The organism is Azospirillum baldaniorum (assembly GCF_003119195.2).
Taxonomy (GTDB): domain Bacteria; phylum Pseudomonadota; class Alphaproteobacteria; order Azospirillales; family Azospirillaceae; genus Azospirillum; species Azospirillum baldaniorum.
This window is the reverse complement of the sequence record NZ_CP022260.1, coordinates 307,559-327,900: the sequence shown is the minus strand read 5'-3', so window position 1 is coordinate 327,900 and position 20,342 is coordinate 307,559. Positions and strand designations below refer to the sequence as shown.

Here is a 20,342-nt window from a genome sequence, read left to right as displayed (position 1 = left end):
TCACGGCTTGACGATCACGCCCCAGGGCGCGCCGCCGACCGAGATCGACTTCACGACCCGGCCGCGCTCCAGGTCCATCACCGACATGTCGTTGCTGACGCCGTTCGTCGTGTAGAGGCGCTTCTCGTCCGGCGACAGCGCCAGATTCCACACGCGCTGGCCGACGAGGTGATAGCGCTTCACCTCATAGGTCTTGGCGTCGATCTCGGCGACCCGGTTGGCCGGGCCGAGGGCGACGAAGGCCCGCTGCCCGTCGCTGGTCAGCTGGATGCCGACCGGCTGGATGGATTCGCGCGGCACGCCCTGGACCGCGAAGCTGATCTTGTGGACGAGCTTGCGCGAGGCCGCGTCGATGACGCTGACCGTCCCGCCGACCTCCGACGACACCCAGACGAACCGCCCGTCCCCGGTGAACTGGGCGACGCGCGGACGCGCATCGACCAGCACGTTGTCGATGATCTTGTGCGATTCCGTGTCGATGAAATGGGCCATATTCGTCGTTTCGGAGGTGTTGACCAGAATCTTGCCGTCCGGGCTGACGCCCATGCCCTCCGGTTCCACCCCTACCTGGATTTCGCCGATGATCTTCTTGCTCCCGATGTCGACCACCGAGACCATGTTGTCGTCCTCGTTGGCGACGTAGAGCCGGTGCCCCTGCGGGTCCAGCACGAACAGCTCCGGATCGGGACCCGACGGCAGCCGGTCGACGACCTTCTGGGTCGCCACGTCGATGACGTCGATCCGGTTGTCGTCGCCGACGCAGACGAAGATCTGCGTCATGTCCTCGTTGAAGGTGATGCCGCGCGGCCGGCGGCCGACCTTGATCGTCGCGACCACCTGCAGCTTGCCACCGTCCACCACCGAGACGGTGTTGCTCTTCTCGTTCGAGACGAAGATGGTGTCCGCCTGTGCGGGCTGGGCGACGGCGAAGCCCAGCAACGCTAAAGCGCCGATCCGGGCGGCTCCTCCGGTTAACGACATCACGTTCCCTCCCATGGTTGCCCCCTGCCGGGGCTTTTCTCAGCGGTTTCGGCACCGGCTTTCCGGGCGATCGTCGCCGAGCGTGTCGAGTTCCGAGAACTGGTGCAGGTAGCCCGGCTGCGGCGACACCGAGACGAGCACCCGCGGCCCCGCCAGCAGCACCGGCTGCCGAAGCTGCCCGTCCCAGTCGCGGAAGGTCAGGCCCTGCCCCTTGAAGGCCGGCAGGGTGAAGTCGGGGCCGCGCACGAAGGCGGCCAGCGCCGCGGGGTCGGCGGACTTGGTGCGCGTTGCCGCCTCGCCCACCGCGCGGACGGCCATCCAGGCGGTGTAGTCGCGCGGGCGCATCCAGCGCCCGGCCTGCCGTTCGAAGCGGCTGTGGATCTGCGTCGCCCCCCACTGCTCATGCACGCGCGACCACGCGGTCGGGACGAGCCCATGGGTGCCGGCGACCGGGCGGGGCAGCCACGTCTGGTAGAGCAGATACTCGCCGAACCCGTCCGCCTCGTCGGCAACGACCAGCACGTCGTGCTCGGTGCCCTGGGTGAAGGTAAGAATCTCCGATTGCACGGTGACGTGCCCGGTGTCGACGCGGCGGTTCGCGTCCTCGAAGGTCCAGCGCTTTTCCTCGACGATTTTGGCGCGGTAGCGTTTGGCGGCGGCGCGGATCGCGTCGGCGTAGGCGGCGTCCTGCGGCGCCCGCCCAACCACCAGCAGCCAGTTCATCCATTTCCGGGACGCGAGGTACTGGGCCAGCGCGTCGGCCTGCATCCGCCGGCTGGGCGTGACGTGCAACAGGTTGGCGCGGCAGCGCTCGTTGCGCAAGTCGTCGTCCGGGGCGCGGGTGTTGAAGATCAGCATGTCGGCCGCCTCGGGCGCCGCCGCCGCGGCGAGCAGGGCGTCCTCCTTCAGGTCGGCGACGAGCAAGCGCACACCCTGCCCGGCAAGGTCGCGCACGGCGTCCTCGACGCGCCCGTCCTCCGGCACCGTCACCTCGACCAGATCGAAGCGCTGGTTGAGGAACCGCCCGGTCGTGTTGTTGTCGGCGATGGCGAGGCGGGCGCCCTGGACGCCCTCGTCCTCCGACACCGGTTCGAGAAAGGTCTGGGGAATCCGCGGCTCCTCCGCGCGGATCAGATAGCCGATGCGGACCACCAGCGGATCGGCGGCCCACGCCGGAGCCCCGAGGAGGAGCGCCGCGGCGATGGTCAGAAGGGCGCCAGCCCGGCTCACCGGAGCGCGCCCGCTACGCTTCCCCAAGAATAAGCACCTCTCCGATCCCCCCGGCCGACCGGTCGCCGATAAGGCGCCGGGCGCGGGTTCCGGCGGTTGGGAATCCATTGGGCCAAGCCCCGCCATCGATCAGCTCCTTCCGCATCAGGTCCAGAAACAGCCAGTCGTTCGTGCCGCCATCGACGAAGCCGGACGGAACGGCGTCCGGCGCTTGGGGCAGCAGGATGGAGCCCCGGCGCATGGCCTGCCCCGGATCGGGGCCGCAACCGGCGCCGACGACGATGGTCCCGGCGATCATCCGGGCGCCGCACAGGCTCCCCGCCCGTCCGTGGACGGCGATCAGGCCACGGCGCATCCGCTCGCCGACACGGTCGCCGGCGTTGCCCATGACGACGACGGAGCCGCCGCTCATGCCACGCGTGCCGCCGGCCAGCGGCGCTCCCAGGAATTCGCCGGCATCGCCCGCGACACGCAGGCGCCCGCCGGACATTTCGGCGGCGGCGAAGGCGCCGCAGTTCCCCGCGACGGTCAGCGTGCCGCCGCGCATGCCGCTGCCGGCATAGGCACCGCACTCCCCCTCGACCCGAATCCCTCCAGTGCTCATGCCGGTCCCCACCCCGTCGAGCACCGCGCTGCCGGGGCGCAGGATCAGGGAACCGGGAGGGCCGCCGTCCTCCAGCGTGAACAGCGCGTCCAACCGGTGACGCCCCCGCCCACGGACCAGCATCAGCCCGGCCAGCGCCGCCCGGCCACCCTCAATCAGCCGTTCGGGGAGGACGCCGGTCATGTCGATGGGCGGACCGGAAGGATCGCGCGTGGTGAGGACGAGGCCGCTCATGCCATCACCTCATGCAACCGGAACTGGTAGCGGCCGAGCTTGCCGCCGTAATTGCCGGCGGTCACCGACACCACGCCACCCGCGGCGCCGAGGTCCGCCACAGCGGTGATGCCCGCGCGCATGGCGGCGGCGACCGCCGCCTCGCTGACCCCGTCAATGACCAGTTCGAGGATGGACTCCACCCCCTCCGGCACCAGCGAGACCGGCACCGCCGCCCGAAGCGTCGGGCAGAAGGCGGTGTTGGTCGAGGCAATCATCCCCTTGTACTTGCCGCCGATCTTGGAGCCGGAGCGCACCACCCCGCCGGGAAAGGGAAGGATCGCCCCCGGCACCTTGCGGATCGCCTGCACCGCGGCCTGCGCCGCCGCCAGAGCGGCGCGGCGGTCGGCCGCCAGGATGATGAAGTTGCCGCCGCCGACGCCGTCGACCGCCGCGGTGGCCGCCTCGCACAGGAATTCGCCGTCCATGACCGGGATGCGCCAATAACGGCGGGACCCGACCCGCTTGGCGATCTGCCAGCCGTCGCCGAAATAGCGCAGCGCGTTGCCGAGCGGAATCACAGCGCCCTCCCGCAGCCCCGCGTAGCAGGCGGTTCCAGGGCAGGTCATCACGCATTGCCCGACGCGGCGCGCCACCTGCTTCGCCAGTTCCGCCTTCGACATGGCGAACAGCAGCACCGCGGCGCCGGGCCGGGAGTCCGGGGATTCATCGGGCGGCAACACGCGCTCCATTGCCGCCTCGCAGCCGCAGGCGATCACCGAAGTGGCGAAGCCCGTCAGGCTGACCACCGCCGCCTGCACCCAGTCCGGCGTATCGGCGGTGATGACCAGCCGCGTGCCGAGCATGGGGAAGGCCTCGGCGAAGGTGTCCTCGATGTGGACGCCGTTGAGCCGCATCAGAACGCCCCCATCAAAATGATCCGGGCTGACAGGCGTGGCGGACCAGGCCGTTGCCGCCACGGATCTCCTCCTCCGCGATGCGGAAATGCGTCAGCCGCTGGCCCATGCGCTCGTCGAAGCGGCGCGCCATCCAGGATTCGATCGTCGGGTCGTAGGCGGGCTCCACCACATGCGTGCGCCCCTGGAGGAACGCCACCACCACACCGTCGCGGACGATCAGCCGGCCGTCCTTGAAGACGAGGTCCGGCTTTTCGAACATCGCGCGACGGTCCGGCCGGTCGGTGTAGACGGTGATGTCGGCGACCGCCCCCGGACCGAGATGGCCGCGGTCGGTCAGGCCCAGGATGCGCGCCGGCGCGGCGCGGGTCATGGTGGCGATCTCGCCCAGCGAATACTCGCGCGTCAGCGATCCCAGGATGGTGTGCTCCGGCAACGCCGGGTGCAGTTCCGCCATCCGGGTGAGGCGGTGATCGCGGTCCATCAGCAGGCGGATCAGTTCGGGATAGCTGGTGAAGGGCGCGCCGTTGGGGTGGTCGGTGGTGAGGAAGATCCGCCAGGGGTCCTCGATCAGCAGGAACAGCTCCAGCCCGATCGCCCATTGCAGCGCGTTGACGAAGGCCTTGTCGCGGTAGCGGAAAGGCACGACGCCGCAGCCGGCGTCGCATTCGATGTCCATCATCACCCATTTCTTCGGGTGGGCGAGCCCGGCGTTGTTCATCTGCGCCATGGTGTCGGCCGAGGCCGTCACCGTCTGGCCGAACATGATCTGACCGACATCCACCGAGATGTTGGGCTGGCGGTTGACCGCCTCGGCCACGCGCGCGGCGGCGGAGGAGAATTTCCGGTCGCCCTCCACGCCGTAGGCGTGGAACTGGACGTGGGTGAGGTGGAGCCGGAGACCATCGACCGCCGCGATGCTGTCGAGCGTCGCCTCGACGTTGCCCGGCACGCCGAGGTTGAAGCCATGCAGATGCAGGGGATGCGGAATCCCCAGCCGCTGCACCGCCCCCGCCAGCGCGGTGAGGATGCGGCGCGGCGTGATGGCGTGGAAGGGGCCGGCCTCGTCCACGTCGAGGCGGCGCTGGTTGTACTTGAAAGCGTTGATGCCGCCGGGATTCACCGCCTTGACGGCAAGGCTGCGCGTGGCGTTCAGCATGAAGCCGACGTAATCGGCCACCGCCTCCTCCCCAGCGCCGGAGGCGAGAAGCTCCAGCAGCAGGTCGTCGTTGCCCAGCACCAGATAGCCGCCGGTGTCGATCAGCGGGATGTCCGCCATTTCCAAGTGGGCGTGGCGGGCGTTGCTCGGCAGCATCGCTGGCTCGAAGGCCGCCGTGTAGCCCATCTGAGCGTAGCGGCAGCCGGTGGCGTGGGTGGACGGGGTGGCGAGGCCGACGCCGCAACCGCATGGCTCCTCCGTGGTGATCGCCGCCGCCCGGTGCTCCTCCGCCATCAGCAGGCGCGCGATATTGACCTTTCCACCGGCGATGTGGCTGTGGATGTCGATGGCGCCGGCCATCACGACCCGCCCGGACAGGTCGTGGACCTCGTCCGGCGCGGCGCCGGGTCCGGGATCGGCGACGATCCGGCCATCCCGGACGAACAGGTCGCCCACCGCACCGTCACGCCCGTTGGCCGGATCGTAAAGGCGCCCCCCGGCGAGCTTCGTCAGCATGTGGGAGCCTCCTGCGGCAGGGCGGCGGCGATGGCCTTCAGCACGGTTGCGACGTCCGGCAAACCACGGTCGATCAGGCGCCGCGCGCGCAGAGCGACCACCGTGTCGCTGCGGAAGACATGGGCCGGGTGGTCGATGCCCGGCGTGCCGACGGGAATGAACACCGCCGGCTCCTCAGCCATGGCCGTTCCCGACGGGGCCAGCGCGATGACCGTCTGCCCCGCGGAAAAGGCCGGCACCTCCGGCCGGAAGGTGGACACCCAGACGACGGCGTCCGCCACATCCGCATAGCGCGCCCAGGCGAAGCGGTGGGGATCGTGCAGCGGCATTCCTCCGGCCAGCGACGTGCGCAGCGGCACGCCGAAGCGCCACGTGCAGACCTGATTGACCCCGACCACATTGTCGTGACCGGCCAGCGGCAAGCCGGCGCAGCGGGTGTGCCGGTTCGCGTCGCGGACGAGGCGGACCAGCCGCTCCACCGTCAGGTCGGCGTGCGGCTCGTCGAAGGCGGAAGCGGCCCAGGCCACGACCGCGTAGCGCGCCTTGCGCAGCCGCTCCGCCAGGGCGGCGATGTCGCCGGGCGCGATGCCGGCGGCTCCCAAGGCACGGGACGGATCGGCCAAGGCCGCGGCCAGTGCCGCTGCTGCGTCCCCAATCTTCGCAGGATCACCGGGCAGGACGGTGACGGGAATCCCCGAGAGCGCGGTCCGCGTGGCATCCAGCGGCTCGCCGCACAGGAACACCACCTCCCGCGAAGGCGGCGTCTGGAAGGCCGGCGCGGGCGCCACCCAGCGCTCGAAGAGGCGCGGGTGCAGCGCCGCCGGGTCCGGTCCGGCCACCAGCAACAGGTCGCAGCGGTTGCGCAGCTCGGCCAGGGTCGTCGCGATCCAGCCCGTGCGCTGAAGCACCGCCAGATTTCGGTACAGCCCGTCGGACAACGCGTGATCGACCACCGCCCCCAGTCGTTCGGCGAGCGACAGGGCGGCCCGCGCTCCATCGACGTCGGTGCCGAGCCCGGCCACCAGGGGCGCTTGCGCCGCCGCCAATACCGCCGCCGCGGCCTCCACCGCCTCCGCCAGTGGCACTGCGACGCCCGCGACGCGCGGCGGTTCTGCCGACGGCGTCCGGGAAAAGCGCTCGCGCGCCACCGGGCAGTCAGTGGAGCGCACCGCCAGCGTCGCGGGCGGCTCCTCCTCGACGGTCAGGTCGTCGCAACCGAGGCCGCAGAACGGGCACACGACGTCACGATGGACGACGGGGCGAATGAGATGGGTTGGCCGGTCGCTCGCCATGCCGTCAGTCGTACTTGATGTAGGCGAAGCGCGGATCGTCGCGGGGCGTTCCCTCCAGCGCACCGCCGTCGCGGGCGGGCTGCCATTGGATGACTTCCTCGATCTTGCGGGCGAGGTCGAAATCCTTGTCGGTGATGCCCTTGGCCGAGTGGGTCTTCAGCCGCACCTCGACCCAGGCGTAGGAGGCGGTAAGGTCCGGGTGGTGCCACGCGGCCTCGGCCAGATGGCCGACCGTGTTGATCACCATCAAGGTGCCCTTCCAACTGTTCGTCTTGTACTTCCGCCGGATCCAGCCATCCTCGAACCGCCACCGCGGCAATATTTGCTGCAGCCGCTCAACGATTTCAGAATCGGAATAGGTGGTTTCCTGAACCGCGGTCATGTCTTCCTCCCCGAAGCGACCGAACAGTCCTCACCCCGAAGAGGTATATACTATTGGATCGGGGCCTTTCTTTAACGAAAGATTATCATGACCAAAAGAACGACGCAACTTTCCTTAAGCGAGTGAGGTCCTCATGCCACTCGGCGTCGATGAAGTCAGGGAGGTGCGGGTCACGGCGCCCGCGCGGTTGCATCTGGGGTTTCTCGACATGAACGGCGGTCTGGGCCGCCGCTTCGGCAGTTTGGGCCTGACGCTCGACGGGATGGCGACGACACTCCGGGCACGCCCGTCCGACCGTCTCTGCGCGAGCGGCCCGTCGGCGGAGCGTGCGCTGAAGGCCGCAAGGGCGGTCTGCGACCGTTTCCGCTGGCCGGCGCGCGCCGAACTGGCGGTTGAGGAGGCCATTCCCGAACATGTCGGGCTTGGCTCCGGCACCCAGCTCGGTCTGGCGGTCGGCACCGCGCTCGCGCATCTGCACGGCCGTCCGTCGACGGTTCGCCGCCTCGCCGCGGAGTTGGAGCGCGGCGCCCGTTCGGGCATCGGGATCGGCGCCTTCGAGAATGGTGGCGTCATCCTGGACGGTGGCCGGGGGGCGGACGACGCGCCGCCGCCCATCGTCGCGCGCCTGCCCTTTCCGGAGTCCTGGCGGGTTCTGCTGATCCTGCACCGCGACGGCCAGGGGTTGCACGGCACCGCCGAGTTGCAGGCCTTCAAGGCGTTACCGCCCTTTCCGGCGGAGCGGGCCGGGCACCTCTGCCGCCTGATCGTCATGGCGGCGCTTCCGGCGCTGATCGAGGGCGACGCCGACCGTTTCGGACAGGCGGTGGGCGAGTTGCAACGCACCGTGGGCGACCATTTCGCCCCGGTCCAAGGCGGGCGCTTCACCAGCCCCCTGGTCGCCGAGGCGCTGGCGTGGCTGGAGGCCGAGGGCATCCCCGGCGTCGGGCAGACATCCTGGGGGCCGACCGGCTTCGCCATTGTCGGCGACGCCCGGCGGGCCGAGGCCCTGCTGGCGGAGGCGCGGCGGCGCTGGGCGGGGTCCGCGCTGGACTTCCATCTGGCCCGTGGCCGCAACGACGGCGCGACGCTGGAATCCACCACCGACCGGGTGGTGCTGCGGGCCTCCTGACCCTTCACACCCGAGCCAAGCGGGAGGCGCGCGATGGCCGCACCCTATGTTCTGCACATGCTGACGCCGCTGAAGCACGTCAGCGCCTTCGACGTCAACATGGCGGCGGACGCCGGCATGGGACCGCTGTTCCCATACACCGGCGTCGCGCTGGAGGAGGTCACCGGCATCACCCAGGATGCGATGTTCTCCCGCGACCCGGCGAACGCGGCGCGCACCGGGCTGTTCATCGGCGGGCGCGACGCCGTGCTGGCGCTCGACATGATGGACGCCGCCCGCAAGGCCATGTTCGCGCCCTTCACCATCTCGGTCATGGTCGATCCGTCAGGCGCCTTCACGACGGCCGGCGCCATGGTCGCCGTCGTCGAGCGCGCCCTGCGCCGCAGCCACCCGGACGGGATCAAGGGGCTGACCCTCAAGGTGTTCGGCGCGACCGGCGTGGTCGGCGGAATCGCCGCCGTAATCGCGGCCCTCGCCGGCGCGCGCGTCACCCTGGTCAGCCACCGCGGCCTGTCGGGCGTGGAGCCGAAGGCCGCCGAGTTCCGGCGGCGCTTCGGGGTGGAACTGGCCTGCGCCGACGCGCCCGACGACGCGGCGCGGGAGGCGCTGCTCGCCGATGCCGAGGTGGTGTTTGGTTGCGGGCGGGCCGGCGTGCAGATCCTCTCCGCGCGCAACCTCGCCGCGGCGGGGCGCCTGCTGGTTGCGGCGGACATCAACGCGGTTCCGCCGTCCGGGATCGAAGGGGTGGGCCCCAAGGACAACGGAACGCCGCTTGCCACCGGGCGCGGTGTCGGCGTCGGCGCGTTGGCGATCGGCGCGGTCAAATTCCGGGTGCAGCACGCCCTGCTGACTCGTCTCGCCGCGGCGAAGACGGCGGTGTATCTGGATTTCTGCGATGCCTACGACGCCGCCCGCCAGATCGCCGGTTGAGTCGGTGGTGGAGAGGCCGGACATCCTCGTCGCGGCCCTGTCGGCGCGGGCGCTCGCCGCCGCCGCCCGCCGCGCCGGCCGGCGGCCGGCGTCCATCGATCTGTTCGCCGATCTCGACACCAGACAGCTTGCCGAGCCCTGCCTGCGTCTGCCCGCCGAAGGTCTGCGCCTGGAGTCCGCCCCCCTTCGAAAGGCCCTGGCGCGGGCGGAGCTGCGCGGCTTGCCGCTGGTCTACGGCGCCGGCTTCGAAGACGATCCGGCGCTGCTGGCGCGCCTCGCGGAGGATCGCCCTCTGATGGGCAACCGGCCCGAGGTGGTGGCGCGCGTCAAGGACCCGTTCCGCCTCGCCGCAATTCTGCACCGGCTTGGCATCTCTCACCCTCCGGTCGCGCCGACCTGGGACGGGTCGCCCGGCGATTATCTGTCGAAGCGGATCGGCGCCAGCGGCGGCACGCACATCACCCCCGCGACGGGCGGCAAAGCCAAGCCGGGCTGGTATCTCCAGCACCGCGTTGCCGGCCATGCCGTATCGGTCCTCTTTCTCGCGGACGGCGACCGCGCCGTCATTGTCGGGCTGAGCCGGCAGTGGACCGCGCCGACCGCGGCAAGCCCCTACCGCTACGGCGGCGCCGCCGGACCATGGCGCTGTCCGGAGCGCTGGACCCGCACCTTGCCCGCCATGGTAAGCCGTCTTGCGGTCGCATTCGAACTGGTCGGATTGAACAGCGCCGATTTCCTGGTGACCGGATCGGATCTTCATCTGTTGGAGATCAACCCGCGGCCGGGCGCGACGCTGGACGTCTTCGACCACCCGCCAATGCTGCCCTTGCTCGGCCTCCACGTCGACGCCTGCTCCAGGCGCCTGCCCGACCGCCTGCCGGCGTTGTCGTGGTGCAGGGCGGCGGCGGTGCTCTACGCCGACGCGCCCACCCGCATCGAGGCCGGGGAGCGCTGGCCGGCCTGGACCGCCGACCGGCCGGCGGCGCCGACCCTGATCGGGCGCGACGAGCCGGTCTGCACGGTGTTCGGGGAGGGTCCCAGCGCCACCGCGGCACGGCGCCACGCCGAGCGGCGGCAACGCGAACTGGCGGCCTGCGCCGCGATGGAGATGCAGTGATGACCACAGAACCCCCTGCTGACCTGGGCCGAACGTGGCGCCACGCACGCCCCCCTCACCGGCCCTCCGGGCCACCCTCTCCCCAGAGGGGAGAGGGCTAAAATGGCCAAGCCCAACACCCATGATTCACGACCCAGCCTCGCCGCGCTGTCGGCGCCGCTGGTCGAACGGCTGATGGCGGATGCCCCAATGCTCCGTCTCGGCATACGGAGGGTCGGCGGGGCCTGCGTCGTCGATGCCGGGATCGACCATCCCGGCGGGCTGGAGGCCGGACGACGCATCGCCGAACTGTGCATGGGCGGCCTTGGCCGGGTGGCGTTCGGCCCGATCTCCAGCCCGCCGTCCTGGCCCTTCGGCGTCACCGTCCACAGCGCGCAGCCGGTCCTCGCCTGCCTCGGCAGCCAGTATGCCGGTTGGAGCCTCAGCCACGGTAGCGGCAAGGGCGCCTTCTTCGCGCTCGGCTCCGGCCCCGGCCGTGCGCTGGCCCGGCAGGAGGCGCTGTTCGACGAGTTGGACTACCGCGACACGGCCGACGCGGCGGCCTTCGTCATGGAGGCGACGACGGTGCCGCCCGCCGAACTGATCGCCCACATCGCCGCCACCTGCGGCATCGTCGCGGACCGGCTGACCCTGGTCCTCACCCCGACGCAGAGCCTCGCCGGGACCACACAGGTGGTCGCCCGCGTGCTGGAAGTCGCCCTGCACAAGCTGCACGCTCTCGGCTTCCCGCTCGACCGCGTCGTCGATGGCATCGGCATGGCGCCGCTCCCCCCGCCGGGCGGCGGTTTCCTCACCGCCATGGGCCGCACCAACGACGCGATCCTCTACGGCGGCACCGTCCATCTGCACGTCACCGGCCCGGACGACGCGGCGGAGGATCTGGCGCACCGCCTGCCCTCCGCCGCCTCCCGCGACCATGGACGCCCCTTCGCGGAGATCTTCGCGGCGGCGAAGGGAGACTTCTACGCCATCGATTCCATGCTGTTCAGCCCGGCGCGCGTGACCGTCACCGCGCTGGACAGCGGGCGCAGCTTCCACGGCGGCACCTTGGCACCGGACCTTGTGGAGCGCTCGTTCCGCGATGTCCGGTGAACGCGCCGCCCTGATCCTCACCGAGCGGCCCGACTGGCACACGCCGCGGCTGGTCCGGGCCATCGAGGCGCGCGGCCTGCCCTGCCGTTGCGTCTCGCCGCGGCGCTGCGGAATCGCCGTCGGCCACACGGCTACGGGCCTGCTGATCCCCGGCTTCGAAGACACGCTGCCGGCGGGCGTGTTCGTCCGCGCGGTGGGCCAGGGCAGCTTCGAGCAGGTGACCCTGCGCCTGGGCGTGCTCCACGCGCTGCGCGACCTCGGCGTGCCGGTCTGCAACGACGCGCGGGCCATCGAGCGCTGCGTGGACAAGAGCATGACCAGCTTCCTTCTCTCCCGCGCCGGCCTGCCGACCCCGTCGGCCCTGGCCACGCAGGAGGCCGAACCGGCCCGATACATCCTCGACCGCGCGCCCGACCAAGTGCTGAAACCGCTGTTCGGCGCGCAGGGCCGCGGCCTGCAACGGTTGGACGGACCCGACTCGCTGCCCGACGCCGAAGCGGTCGGCGGCGTCTACTACCTCCAACCCTTCATCCCGCCACGGATCGAAGGCGCGTGGCGGGACCGCCGCGTCTTCGTGACAGGCGGGCGGGCGGTCGCCGCGATGACCCGGCACGGGCGGAGCTGGATCACCAACGTCCATCAGGGGGCGGCGTGCGAGGCCGCTCCCGCCGACGACGAACCCGCCGCGCTCGCCGTCCGCGCCACCGCGGCGGTCGGCGCGAGCTATGCCGGCGTCGACCTGATCCAGGACCGCGCGGATCGCTGGCTGGTGCTGGAGGTCAACAGCATGCCGGCGTGGCAGGGCCTGCAGCGGGTCAGCGCGGTGGACATCGCCGACGCCCTGGCCGCCGACTTCGTCGAGCGGGTGGGCGCATGATCGGTGGGCGCATGATCGACTGGGCGCCGATCCCCCCCGACCCGGCCTCCGGCGTCGCCGGCGCCTACCGCGCCGCCTGCCACCTGGAGCTGCGCGCGCTGAAGCCCGGCAACGTCCACATCCATGCCGAGGGTCATGGCATGACCGTCGCCCAGTTCCTCGCCAGCGCCGAAGCGACCGCGCCCACCCTCGCGCGGCCGGGGTTGAGCGTCGGGGAACGGCTGCACGCCGCCGTCGTTGCCACGCGGGAAGCCGTCGGCTGCAACACCAACCTTGGCATTCTGCTGCTGGCCGCACCGCTGGCCCAGGCCGCGCTGATGCCCGGAAACGCCCCCTTGCGCGACCGGCTGGGCCATGTCCTCGCCGGCCTGACGGTGGCGGACGCGGAACTGGCGTTCCAGGCCATCGCACTGGCCGAACCCGCCGGGTTGGGCCGCGTGGAGGGGGCGGACGTGCACGCCCCGGCGCGGGTCACTCTGCTCGACGCCATGCGGGAGGCGCAGGACCGCGACACCATCGCCCGGCAATACGCGACGGGCTTCGCGGATGTCTTCGACACCGGCGTGCCGAGCCTGCGGCGATGGCTGGACGCCGGGGCGGGGTTCGAGCAGGCCACGGAAATGATTTATGTCGAATTCCTCGCCACCCTGCCCGACAGCCATGTCATCCGAAAATACGGGCGGGAGCGTTCTGAATGGTTACGCGCACGGGCTTCGGAATTGAGGGAAAACACCGCCCCGGATCGTGCATTGACGCTAACGCGATCGCGCTTGGCGGAACTGGACCGGGACCTCAAATACAATGGCGTCAACCCGGGAACGACCGCGGATATTGTCGTGGGTTGCCTCCTTGCGTTCTGGCTCATGCAATCCCCGCAGCCGCCCGTCATAACGGACGTTCTTCGAAAAGACGCGCTCCACGAAGAACGCCGGCAACACTAGGGAGAGAGGACATGCCGATGTGGGGAGGACAGTCCACGAAGATCAACCGCGTGCTCGTCGGTGAGTCGCTGGTCGGTGATGGGAACGAGGTTGCCCACATCGACCTGATCATGGGACCGCGCGGCAGCGCCGTGGAAACGGCCTTCTGCAACGCGCTGACCAACAACAAGGACGGCTTCACCGCCCTTCTCGCGGTCGTCGCACCCAACCTGATGTGCAAGCCGGCGACCATCCTGTTCAACAAGGTCACCATCAAGGGCGCGGAACAGGCGGTGCAGATGTTCGGCCCCGCCCAGCACGCCGTCGCCAAGGCCGTGGCCGACTGCGTGTCCGAAGGCACCATCCCGCAGGACGAGATCGACAACATCTTCATCTGCGTCGGCGTCTTCATCCATTGGGAGGCCAAGGACAACGCCAAGATCCAGGACTACAACTACCGCGCCACCAAGGAGGCCATCGAACGCGCGGTCGCCAGCTTCCCGAGCGCGCAGGACCTGATGAGCCAGAAGGACAAGGTGAAGCATCCCTTCGCCGCGTGACGGGCTTACCGGGACAGGGCAGCCAATTCCGCGCCGCCGATGCGGCCGTCGTGCAGCGCCGTCGCCACCAGGGCGCCGGCGCTCCCGCGCGCCGCGAGGTTACGGAGGTCGTCGCCGTTGCGCACACCGCCGGCGGCGAACAGGCTGGCCTGCGGCTTGGTCCGGCCAATCTCGGCGAGGCGGTTCCAGTCCGGCCCCTCGCCCGATCCGACGCGGGCCAGGGTCATGGCGATGATCCGCTGCGGCCACAGGTCGGGGCGGTCCGGCAGGCCCGGCGGTCCGATGAAGCGGTCGTGGAAATCGAGCGAGAGGATCACCCGGTCCCAGGCCGGATCGGCCTTCAACATGACCAGCGGCGCGAGACCGTCCAAGCTCTCGCTGCCGAGCACCGCGTCGCCGAGCCCCAATGCCACGAAACCCCGCACCGCATCGGCGGTGCGGAACCCGGCATCGACCCAGAATCCAACGTCGGGAAAGGCCGCTTTCAAACGCGCCAGCGCCGGCCGGTTGTTTCCGGTGCCCTGGATGGCATCGAGGTCGGCCGCATAGACGACGTGGAAGGGGTGAAGGCGGAGCAGACCGCCGACCACCGCCACCGGGTCGTTGCCGGCGCACAGCGAGGAGCGCAGGGGTGGATAGCGGCCCCGGTCGCCGCGGCGGGCGTGCACCACGCCGCCCTCCCTCAGATCGATCACCGGAACGACGTGGAACATCTCGCCCTCCCTCGGCTGCATGGTGACAGACGGCATGCGCATCCTGGTTGTCGAATTCGTGACCGGCGGCGGCATGCCGCCGGACGTCCCCATCCCCGCCAGCCTCGCCCGCGAGGGCGACCTGATTCTCCACGCCCTGCTGGCCGACCTGCTGGAGGTGCCGGGAGTGGCGGTGACGGTCACCCGCGACGCCCGTCTCCCGCCGCTCACGGGGCCCGTGCGCAGCATAACCATCACCGACCCGCGCGAGTCCTGGTCGCTTTGGGAGGACCTCACCCGGCAGGCAGACGGCGTCTGGCCGATCGCCCCGGAAACGGACGGCGCGCTGGAGCGCTTCAGCCGCATGGTTGAGGCCAGCGGGCGCCTCCTGCTCAACAGCCGCGCCGACGCGGTGGCCGTCGCGTCCAGCAAGGCGGCGACCGCAGCCGTGCTGGACGCGACGGCCGGGTTGTCTGTCGTCCCGGTCTGGCGGGTCGGTGCCGTCGCCGCGGACGGGCCGCCGGGGAACGGTCCCTGGGTCGTCAAGCCCGACGACGGGGCCGGCTGCATCGACACCCGGCTGATCCGCGACCATGCCGACTGGCAAGGCTGGCTGGCCGAGGCGGACCGGAGCGGTTTCGTGGCACAGCCCTTCCAGCCGGGCACGCCGGCCAGCCTGTCGATACTCTGCCGCGATGGACGAGCGTGGCCGCTGACCGCCAACCGTCAGAGCGTTTCGCTGTCCGGCGGCCGCTTCTCCTACGGCGGGGGGATCGTCGGCGGGATGGCGCTTTCCCCCGCCCTTTCCGACCTCGCGCAAGGCGTTGCAGCGGCGTTGCCCGGCCTGTTCGGGTGCGTGGGCGTCGATGTCATCGTCGGTCCCGACGGGCCGAGGATCATCGAAGTCAACCCGCGCCTCACCACCTCCTCCGTGGGTGTGCGGCGCGCGACGGGGCTGAACGTCGCCGCCGCGGTGCTGGATCTGGCGCGTGAGCCGCCGATCCCACCGCAGCCGGTGACGCGCATCGAACCGGTCCTTCTGACGCTTGAGGGGTGAGCCATGGACGGCGGCGCGTTGATCGGATTGGACATCGGCGGGGCGCATCTGAAAGCCGCCCTGTTCGACGAGACGGGGACGCTCCGCGACCTCGACCAGTGGCCTTGCCCGCTCTGGATGGGCCTCGACCGCTTGGAGCAGGCCGTCGCGGCGGTGATCGCCCGCTGGGGTCAGCCATGCCACGCCGCCGCGACGATGACCGGGGAATTGGCGGACCTGTTCGACGACCGCGCCGACGGCGTGCGCCTCATCGCCGCCACGATGCGGTCCGCCTTGCCCGCCGCCGCACTCAGCGTCTTCGCCGGCCCACGCGGGCTGGTGCCCATCGATGCCGCGCCCGACTGCGCGGAGGCGGTGGCCTCCGCCAACTGGTACGCCACGGCGCTGCTGGCCGCGGCGGGCGGCGACGGAGTCCTGCTGGATGTCGGAAGCACGACGACCGACATCGTCCCACTCGGCGGCGGCCCTCTCCATGCCGGCTATTCCGATGCCGAGCGGCTGGACAGCGGCGAGCTGGTCTACACGGGCGTCGTGCGCACTCCGGTCATGGCGGTGGCCCACACGGTCCCCTATGGCGGAGGCCGGCGCGCGCTGATGGCGGAGTTGTTCGCGACCATGGCCGACGTCCATCGCCTGACCGGCACGCTGCCGGACGGCGCCGATCAGCACCCGACGGCGGACGGACGCGACCACGGCCTTACAGCCAGCGCGCGGCGCCTGCTGCGGATGGTCGGCGACGACCTGGAACCGGACGGCTTGCCGAAGGCCCGCCGCCTCGCCGGCCATCTCGCGGAACGCCAGCTCCGCCGGATCGAGGACGCGCTCGATCAGGTGCTGTCGCGGGGCCTGACGGCGGACTCCCCGCCGCTCGTCGGCGCCGGGGTCGGCCGGTTCCTCGTGCGGCGTCTGGCCGAACGCCGGGGAGTGGCCTACCGCGATTTCGAAGCGCATCTGCCGGTGGCGCCGGCCTTGCGGGAGCGCGCGGGATGGTTCGCTCCCGCCGTCAGCGTCGGCTGGCTTGCCTTTGACGGTGCGCCGCACAAACACCTTTGCCCGGTTGCCGGGCCCGCCGACGCGGTTTCATACTCGCCCGATTGAACACAATGCAGGACCGGACGATGGCTGCTGCGGCCACGTTCCTCCGGCCGTCCGCTCGCGCGGCGCTGGCCGGCGTCTGGCTGTCCGTCTGGCTGTTTGGGGCGGCGGCCCCGGCGACGGCCGATCCCCTGCCCGTGTTCGAGGTCGCCCCCGGTGTGTTCGTGCACGCCGGTCGCCACGAGGAAACCGACGCGACCAACGCCGGGGACATCGCCAACTGCGGGTTCGTCGTCGGGGATGACGCGGTCGCCGTGATCGACAGCGGCGGCTCGCCGATTGTGGGACATCGTTTGCGTGAGGCGATCCGCGCCCACACCGACCGGCCCATCCGCTACGTCGTCAACACCCACATGCACCCGGACCACATTCTGGGAAACGTGGCCTTCCTGCCCGACCGGCCCGATTTCGTCGCCCACGGCAACCTCCAGGCGTCTCTTGCGGCGCGCGGGGAGCATTACCGCCAGGCGTTCGACGCCGCGGTCGGTGCCGCTGCCGCCGCGGAGGTCCGGATCGTCCCGCCGACCCTCGTGGTTTCCGACCGCCTGGAACTCGATCTGGGAGGGCGCGTGCTCGACCTTGTCGCGTGGCCGGTGGCCCACACCGACAACGACCTGACGGTGCTCGACCGGCAGACGAAGACGCTGTGGGCCGGGGACCTCCTGTTCATGGAGCGGGCGCCGGCCATCGACGGCTCCGTCCTCGGCTGGCTGCGCACCCTCGACACTCTGGCCGCGGAACCGGCGGCACGCGTCGTTCCCGGACACGGCCCGCCCTCGGCCCCCTGGCCGGATGCCACCGGGGACCTGCGCCGCTACCTGAGCCGGGTCGTCGAGGGTGTCCGCAAGGTCCAGGCCGCCCACGGAACGATCCAGCAGGCGGTCGAATCGGTCGCCGCCGAGGAGGCGCCGCGCTGGCGTCTGTTCGAGTCCTACAACCCGCGCAACGTGACGGCGGCCTTCGCCGAACTGGAATGGGAATGACACCATGACCACACCGCACCGGACCATCCGCAGGTTGTCGGGCGCCGCGCTGTCGGGCGCCGCTTGGCTGTGCCTGGGCAGCGTGGGCGCTCTGGCGGCCTCGCCGCAGGAGGAACGCTGGGACATGCTGCGCGACATGTACTTTTCGGGCCGCACGGTCGAGGATGCCGGGCCGCTCCTCAGCCTGGAGGCCCCGAAACGCGCCAACGACGCGGCGGTCGTGCCCATCCGGATCGTGACGGCGCCGGGAAGCGGCGTCCAGGTAACCGCGGTCCATCTCATCGTCGATGAGAATCCCGTGCCGATGGCCGCGACCTTCCGTTTCGCCCATGGCGACAGCCCGCAGGCGATCGACACCCGTCTGCGGGTGAACGCCTACACCAACATCACCGCCGTCGCGGAGACCAGCGACGGGCGGCTGCTCCGCACCACGCAATTCGTCAAGGCGTCCGGAGGGTGCTCCGCTCCGGCCCTGAAGAACGCTCAGCTCGCCGTCGCCCGCATGGGCAAGATGAAGCTGAACCTGCCCGACAACATCGCCGCCGGAAAGCCGCTGACCGCGCAACTGCTGATCAGCCACCCCAATTACACCGGCATGCAGTACGACCAGCTCAACTACTATTTCATCCCCGCCCACTACGTGAAAACCGTCGCCATCCGCTACAACGGGGCGCCGGTGCTCGATGTGCAATCGGACATCTCGTTGAGCGAAGACCCCAGCATCCATTTCTCCCTGGTGCCGGAGGAGCAGGGAACGCTGGATGTCACCGCCGAGGATTCGAACGGGCGGATTTTCCAGGAGAGCTGGCCGATCCGCGCCAATTCCGGTTCGTGAAGGTCGCCTGCGCCGCCTGACCGCCCAGATGCATTTCGGGTCAGAAGCATTTCAGGTCGGCGGCGACCTGGGCTTGCCGGAACTCGTTCAGCAGATCCTTGATCCACCCGACGTCGCGCATCAGCGCGGCGCGTTCGCCGGGCGCCTCCTGCATGCCCCGCGCGGTCTCCACCGCCACGTAGCTGTCGTAGGGGAAATGCGCGGCGATCTCGTCGATGCTGCAGGAGCATTTGCGCACGACGTCCGGCCCCTGGCCGTTGGACAGCATGCAGCCAAGAACGTAATCGACGCGGGCGTAGGTGGGATAACCGTCCTCGGCCTGCGCCGTGCCGCAGCCGATCAGAAGCGCGAGCAACGCAACCGGAACACCATTCCTCATCATCGGGTCGGGTCCATGCTGGTCTGTCCGAAGAAGCGCGTCCTCATGGTGGGACGATCCGGCATTCGCTCTCAAGCACGCATTCGGAGGTCGCCGCGGGGATGACCGCCCGATCACAATCAGTGCCGAATAAATTCGGCATTCATTGACCGCAAAAAATCCATCCGTATTTTCCGCGCCGCTATCCATTCGTAGGATGGCCGCACCAGGATCGGACCGGTAGGCTTTCTGGAGAGGACCAAAACCGCAGATGGTCCTTTCCATCCAGAAACTGAGGGAGCGCACCATGAAGACTTGGCGCAAACCGAAAATCCGCGTGATCGCCGTCGGCACCGAAATCAACGCCTACGCCTGCGCACAGCTTTGATGGCGTGGTAACGGCGACGCCGTGTGCCTCATCATGCTTACCACCGACCTTCCTGCGGGCAGCGGCGAGACACGTCTCCCCTGCCCGCATGCTCGTTTCGACAAGGCCGCTGATCACGGACCGGCCTGAGTTTGGTCACCGGCCTCACACCGGGCGCAGCGGCTCGAACCGGGCGAACCATTGGCCCGCCCCATCCGGCGCCGCGCTGTCGTAATACAGCGAGGACAGGCGCAGGCGGCCGGCGCCCTCCAACCGTGGCCCCGCCGCCATGGTGTGAAAGCTCTCCCCTCCCACCACGCGGTGCGCGATGGTGAGATAGAGCCGCGACAGCATTCCGTCCCGCAGCATGGTGGAGAGCATGCGGGGGCCGGTCAGCAGATACACGCTGCGGAAGCCGAGGTTGCCGAGTTCCCGGACCAGAGGCGCCCCTTCCACCGATGCACCGTCTCCAGCCACGATCACCGGATAGCCACGCGCCCTCAGCGCATCGACCCGATCGCGCGGGGCCTGCCGACCGGTCGCGATCAGAACACGCTGCTTCTCCCGGATGACCGACTGCGGAATCGGAAAATCGAGGCTGGCGCTGGCGATCACGACGGCGGGCTGGGCGGCCAAACCGTTCTCCTCCCTCCACCGCACGAGGTCACGGTCCATGGCGCGCGTCCCGATCTGCAACACGTCGTCCAGCCGTCCCGCCGCGAGGTCGCGCAGATAGCCGCCATGGGTGACGAGGCAATCGGCCTGGGCCTGCAGTTCGAGGAACAGGCGGAAATCATTCTCGCTGGTGATCTCGACCGGAAGACGGCTCGCTTCGCCGTCCTGCAGCGCGATGCGCCCGTCCAGGCTGCCGACGAAACTCGCATAGACGAACGGCGCCGACGCGCTGCCCAGGCTGTGCAGCGCGTCGGCCACATAGAGCCCGGCCAACGCCACCTCTTCGGCCGGTCCGGGAAAAAGCCTCAGCACACGCGCAGCCATACCCGACGATAACACCCCTCCTTCCGCGGCCAACAGC

22 protein-coding genes are annotated in these 20,342 nt (G+C 70.2%); 12 read left to right on the top strand and 10 right to left on the bottom strand.

The genetic code is table 11. From position 1 onward, the window contains the following. The 7 genes from Sp245p_RS28095 to Sp245p_RS28065 are packed head-to-tail and all read right to left on the bottom strand — an operon-like array spanning position 1 to position 7,294. Positions 1–981: a PQQ-dependent catabolism-associated beta-propeller protein gene (locus tag Sp245p_RS28095; RefSeq protein ID WP_041813173.1), complete on the bottom strand. Its 981-nt coding sequence runs from the start codon at positions 979–981 to the stop codon at positions 1–3. Positions 982–1,020: 39 nt separating this feature from the next. Further along, positions 1,021–2,238, bottom strand: coding sequence for an ABC transporter substrate-binding protein (locus tag Sp245p_RS28090; RefSeq protein WP_244439493.1), 1,218 nt, complete (start codon positions 2,236–2,238; stop codon positions 1,021–1,023). After that, on the bottom strand, positions 2,225–3,049 hold the full coding sequence (locus tag Sp245p_RS28085; protein WP_014242230.1) for a formylmethanofuran dehydrogenase subunit C: 825 nt from the start codon (positions 3,047–3,049) through the stop codon (positions 2,225–2,227). The genes Sp245p_RS28090 and Sp245p_RS28085 overlap by 14 nt, the downstream gene beginning before the upstream one ends. Then, entirely contained in the window at positions 3,046–3,945 is a 900-nt protein-coding gene (gene fhcD / locus Sp245p_RS28080; protein WP_014242229.1) for a formylmethanofuran--tetrahydromethanopterin N-formyltransferase, read from the bottom strand. Before fhcD ends, Sp245p_RS28085 begins: the two co-directional genes overlap by 4 nt. Before the next feature lie 13 nt (positions 3,946–3,958). Further along, positions 3,959–5,620, bottom strand: coding sequence for a formylmethanofuran dehydrogenase subunit A (locus Sp245p_RS28075; protein WP_014242228.1), 1,662 nt, complete (start codon positions 5,618–5,620; stop codon positions 3,959–3,961). Then, positions 5,614–6,912, bottom strand: a complete 1,299-nt coding sequence (locus Sp245p_RS28070) for a formylmethanofuran dehydrogenase subunit B (protein WP_014242227.1) — start codon at positions 6,910–6,912, stop codon at positions 5,614–5,616. The genes Sp245p_RS28075 and Sp245p_RS28070 overlap by 7 nt, the downstream gene beginning before the upstream one ends. Before the next feature lie 4 nt (positions 6,913–6,916). Then, complete coding sequence (locus tag Sp245p_RS28065) at positions 6,917–7,294, bottom strand: 4a-hydroxytetrahydrobiopterin dehydratase (RefSeq protein ID WP_109139106.1); 378 nt, start codon at positions 7,292–7,294, stop codon at positions 6,917–6,919. Between the two features lie 133 nt (positions 7,295–7,427). Between Sp245p_RS28065 and Sp245p_RS28060 the strand changes: the two genes are divergently transcribed. From Sp245p_RS28060 to fae, 7 genes are all read left to right on the top strand, one after another. After that, positions 7,428–8,423, top strand: a complete 996-nt coding sequence (locus Sp245p_RS28060; protein ID WP_109139105.1) for a beta-ribofuranosylaminobenzene 5'-phosphate synthase family protein — start codon at positions 7,428–7,430, stop codon at positions 8,421–8,423. Between the two features lie 33 nt (positions 8,424–8,456). Then, the gene (locus Sp245p_RS28055) at positions 8,457–9,353 is read left to right on the top strand and encodes an NAD(P)-dependent methylenetetrahydromethanopterin dehydrogenase (protein ID WP_041813167.1); all 897 of its coding nucleotides are present in this window, start codon (positions 8,457–8,459) and stop codon (positions 9,351–9,353) included. Further along, positions 9,319–10,470, top strand: coding sequence for an ATP-grasp domain-containing protein (locus Sp245p_RS28045; protein ID WP_144019298.1), 1,152 nt, complete (start codon positions 9,319–9,321; stop codon positions 10,468–10,470). The genes Sp245p_RS28055 and Sp245p_RS28045 overlap by 35 nt, the downstream gene beginning before the upstream one ends. A gap of 102 nt (positions 10,471–10,572) precedes the next feature. Continuing rightward, complete coding sequence (gene mch, locus Sp245p_RS28040; RefSeq protein ID WP_014242222.1) at positions 10,573–11,562, top strand: methenyltetrahydromethanopterin cyclohydrolase; 990 nt, start codon at positions 10,573–10,575, stop codon at positions 11,560–11,562. Further along, positions 11,552–12,439: a RimK family alpha-L-glutamate ligase gene (locus Sp245p_RS28035; protein WP_109139102.1), complete on the top strand. Its 888-nt coding sequence runs from the start codon at positions 11,552–11,554 to the stop codon at positions 12,437–12,439. The genes mch and Sp245p_RS28035 overlap by 11 nt, the downstream gene beginning before the upstream one ends. An 11-nt stretch (positions 12,440–12,450) precedes the next feature. Then, positions 12,451–13,380 carry a triphosphoribosyl-dephospho-CoA synthase gene (locus Sp245p_RS28030; RefSeq protein ID WP_082188285.1) on the top strand — a complete coding sequence of 310 codons (930 nt, stop codon included), beginning with the start codon at positions 12,451–12,453 and terminating at the stop codon, positions 13,378–13,380. Between the two features lie 11 nt (positions 13,381–13,391). Beyond that, a complete protein-coding gene (gene fae / locus Sp245p_RS28025; protein ID WP_162471583.1) occupies positions 13,392–13,919 on the top strand; it encodes a formaldehyde-activating enzyme in 528 nt (175 codons plus the stop codon). Between the two features lie 5 nt (positions 13,920–13,924). Here fae and Sp245p_RS28020 read toward each other — a convergent pair whose 3' ends face one another. After that, positions 13,925–14,668, bottom strand: a complete 744-nt coding sequence (locus Sp245p_RS28020; protein ID WP_211101815.1) for a HisA/HisF-related TIM barrel protein — start codon at positions 14,666–14,668, stop codon at positions 13,925–13,927. On the opposite strand from Sp245p_RS28020, the gene Sp245p_RS28015 reads away from it, so the two are divergent. The 4 genes from Sp245p_RS28015 to Sp245p_RS28000 are packed head-to-tail and all read left to right on the top strand — an operon-like array spanning position 14,667 to position 18,581. After that, positions 14,667–15,668: an ATP-grasp domain-containing protein gene (locus Sp245p_RS28015; RefSeq protein WP_014242218.1), complete on the top strand. Its 1,002-nt coding sequence runs from the start codon at positions 14,667–14,669 to the stop codon at positions 15,666–15,668. The genes Sp245p_RS28020 and Sp245p_RS28015 overlap by 2 nt on opposite strands. 3 nt (positions 15,669–15,671) lie before the next feature. Next, positions 15,672–16,766 (top strand): hydantoinase/oxoprolinase family protein, encoded by a 1,095-nt coding sequence (locus Sp245p_RS28010; protein WP_014242217.1) that lies wholly within the window; start codon positions 15,672–15,674, stop codon positions 16,764–16,766. 20 nt (positions 16,767–16,786) lie between these two features. Next, entirely contained in the window at positions 16,787–17,746 is a 960-nt protein-coding gene (locus tag Sp245p_RS28005; RefSeq protein ID WP_041813546.1) for a quinoprotein relay system zinc metallohydrolase 2, read from the top strand. A gap of 4 nt (positions 17,747–17,750) precedes the next feature. After that, on the top strand, positions 17,751–18,581 hold the full coding sequence (locus tag Sp245p_RS28000) for a quinoprotein dehydrogenase-associated SoxYZ-like carrier (protein ID WP_014242215.1): 831 nt from the start codon (positions 17,751–17,753) through the stop codon (positions 18,579–18,581). Between the two features lie 40 nt (positions 18,582–18,621). On the opposite strand, the gene Sp245p_RS27995 is transcribed toward Sp245p_RS28000, so the two are convergent. Continuing rightward, positions 18,622–18,963, bottom strand: coding sequence for a hypothetical protein (locus tag Sp245p_RS27995; RefSeq protein ID WP_035680323.1), 342 nt, complete (start codon positions 18,961–18,963; stop codon positions 18,622–18,624). 247 nt (positions 18,964–19,210) lie between these two features. Between Sp245p_RS27995 and pqqA the strand changes: the two genes are divergently transcribed. Beyond that, positions 19,211–19,327, top strand: coding sequence for a pyrroloquinoline quinone precursor peptide PqqA (pqqA, locus tag Sp245p_RS27990; RefSeq protein ID WP_237907549.1), 117 nt, complete (start codon positions 19,211–19,213; stop codon positions 19,325–19,327). 144 nt (positions 19,328–19,471) lie between these two features. Here pqqA and Sp245p_RS27985 read toward each other — a convergent pair whose 3' ends face one another. Further along, on the bottom strand, positions 19,472–20,305 hold the full coding sequence (locus Sp245p_RS27985; RefSeq protein WP_041813164.1) for a RibD family protein: 834 nt from the start codon (positions 20,303–20,305) through the stop codon (positions 19,472–19,474). Positions 20,306–20,342: the final 37 nt, after the last annotated feature.

Coding starts and splice junctions, on each gene's coding strand:
- Sp245p_RS28030 (WP_082188285.1), top strand. CDS start 12,451: ATGATCGACTGGGCGCCGATCCCCCCCGACCCGGCCTCCGGCGTCGCC.
- Sp245p_RS28060 (WP_109139105.1), top strand. CDS start 7,428: ATGCCACTCGGCGTCGATGAAGTCAGGGAGGTGCGGGTCACGGCGCCC.
- fhcD (WP_014242229.1), bottom strand. CDS start 3,945: ATGCGGCTCAACGGCGTCCACATCGAGGACACCTTCGCCGAGGCCTTC.
- Sp245p_RS28065 (WP_109139106.1), bottom strand. CDS start 7,294: ATGACCGCGGTTCAGGAAACCACCTATTCCGATTCTGAAATCGTTGAG.
- Sp245p_RS28000 (WP_014242215.1), top strand. CDS start 17,751: ATGACCACACCGCACCGGACCATCCGCAGGTTGTCGGGCGCCGCGCTG.
- Sp245p_RS28035 (WP_109139102.1), top strand. CDS start 11,552: ATGTCCGGTGAACGCGCCGCCCTGATCCTCACCGAGCGGCCCGACTGG.
- Sp245p_RS28085 (WP_014242230.1), bottom strand. CDS start 3,049: ATGAGCGGCCTCGTCCTCACCACGCGCGATCCTTCCGGTCCGCCCATC.
- Sp245p_RS28010 (WP_014242217.1), top strand. CDS start 15,672: ATGGACGGCGGCGCGTTGATCGGATTGGACATCGGCGGGGCGCATCTG.
- pqqA (WP_237907549.1), top strand. CDS start 19,211: ATGGTCCTTTCCATCCAGAAACTGAGGGAGCGCACCATGAAGACTTGG.
- mch (WP_014242222.1), top strand. CDS start 10,573: ATGGCCAAGCCCAACACCCATGATTCACGACCCAGCCTCGCCGCGCTG.
- Sp245p_RS28045 (WP_144019298.1), top strand. CDS start 9,319: ATGCCTACGACGCCGCCCGCCAGATCGCCGGTTGAGTCGGTGGTGGAG.
- fae (WP_162471583.1), top strand. CDS start 13,392: ATGCCGATGTGGGGAGGACAGTCCACGAAGATCAACCGCGTGCTCGTC.
- Sp245p_RS27985 (WP_041813164.1), bottom strand. CDS start 20,305: ATGGCTGCGCGTGTGCTGAGGCTTTTTCCCGGACCGGCCGAAGAGGTG.
- Sp245p_RS28020 (WP_211101815.1), bottom strand. CDS start 14,668: ATGCCGTCTGTCACCATGCAGCCGAGGGAGGGCGAGATGTTCCACGTC.
- Sp245p_RS28055 (WP_041813167.1), top strand. CDS start 8,457: ATGGCCGCACCCTATGTTCTGCACATGCTGACGCCGCTGAAGCACGTC.
- Sp245p_RS28075 (WP_014242228.1), bottom strand. CDS start 5,620: ATGCTGACGAAGCTCGCCGGGGGGCGCCTTTACGATCCGGCCAACGGG.
- Sp245p_RS28070 (WP_014242227.1), bottom strand. CDS start 6,912: ATGGCGAGCGACCGGCCAACCCATCTCATTCGCCCCGTCGTCCATCGT.
- Sp245p_RS28005 (WP_041813546.1), top strand. CDS start 16,787: ATGGCTGCTGCGGCCACGTTCCTCCGGCCGTCCGCTCGCGCGGCGCTG.
- Sp245p_RS27995 (WP_035680323.1), bottom strand. CDS start 18,963: ATGATGAGGAATGGTGTTCCGGTTGCGTTGCTCGCGCTTCTGATCGGC.
- Sp245p_RS28095 (WP_041813173.1), bottom strand. CDS start 981: ATGTCGTTAACCGGAGGAGCCGCCCGGATCGGCGCTTTAGCGTTGCTG.
- Sp245p_RS28015 (WP_014242218.1), top strand. CDS start 14,667: ATGCGCATCCTGGTTGTCGAATTCGTGACCGGCGGCGGCATGCCGCCG.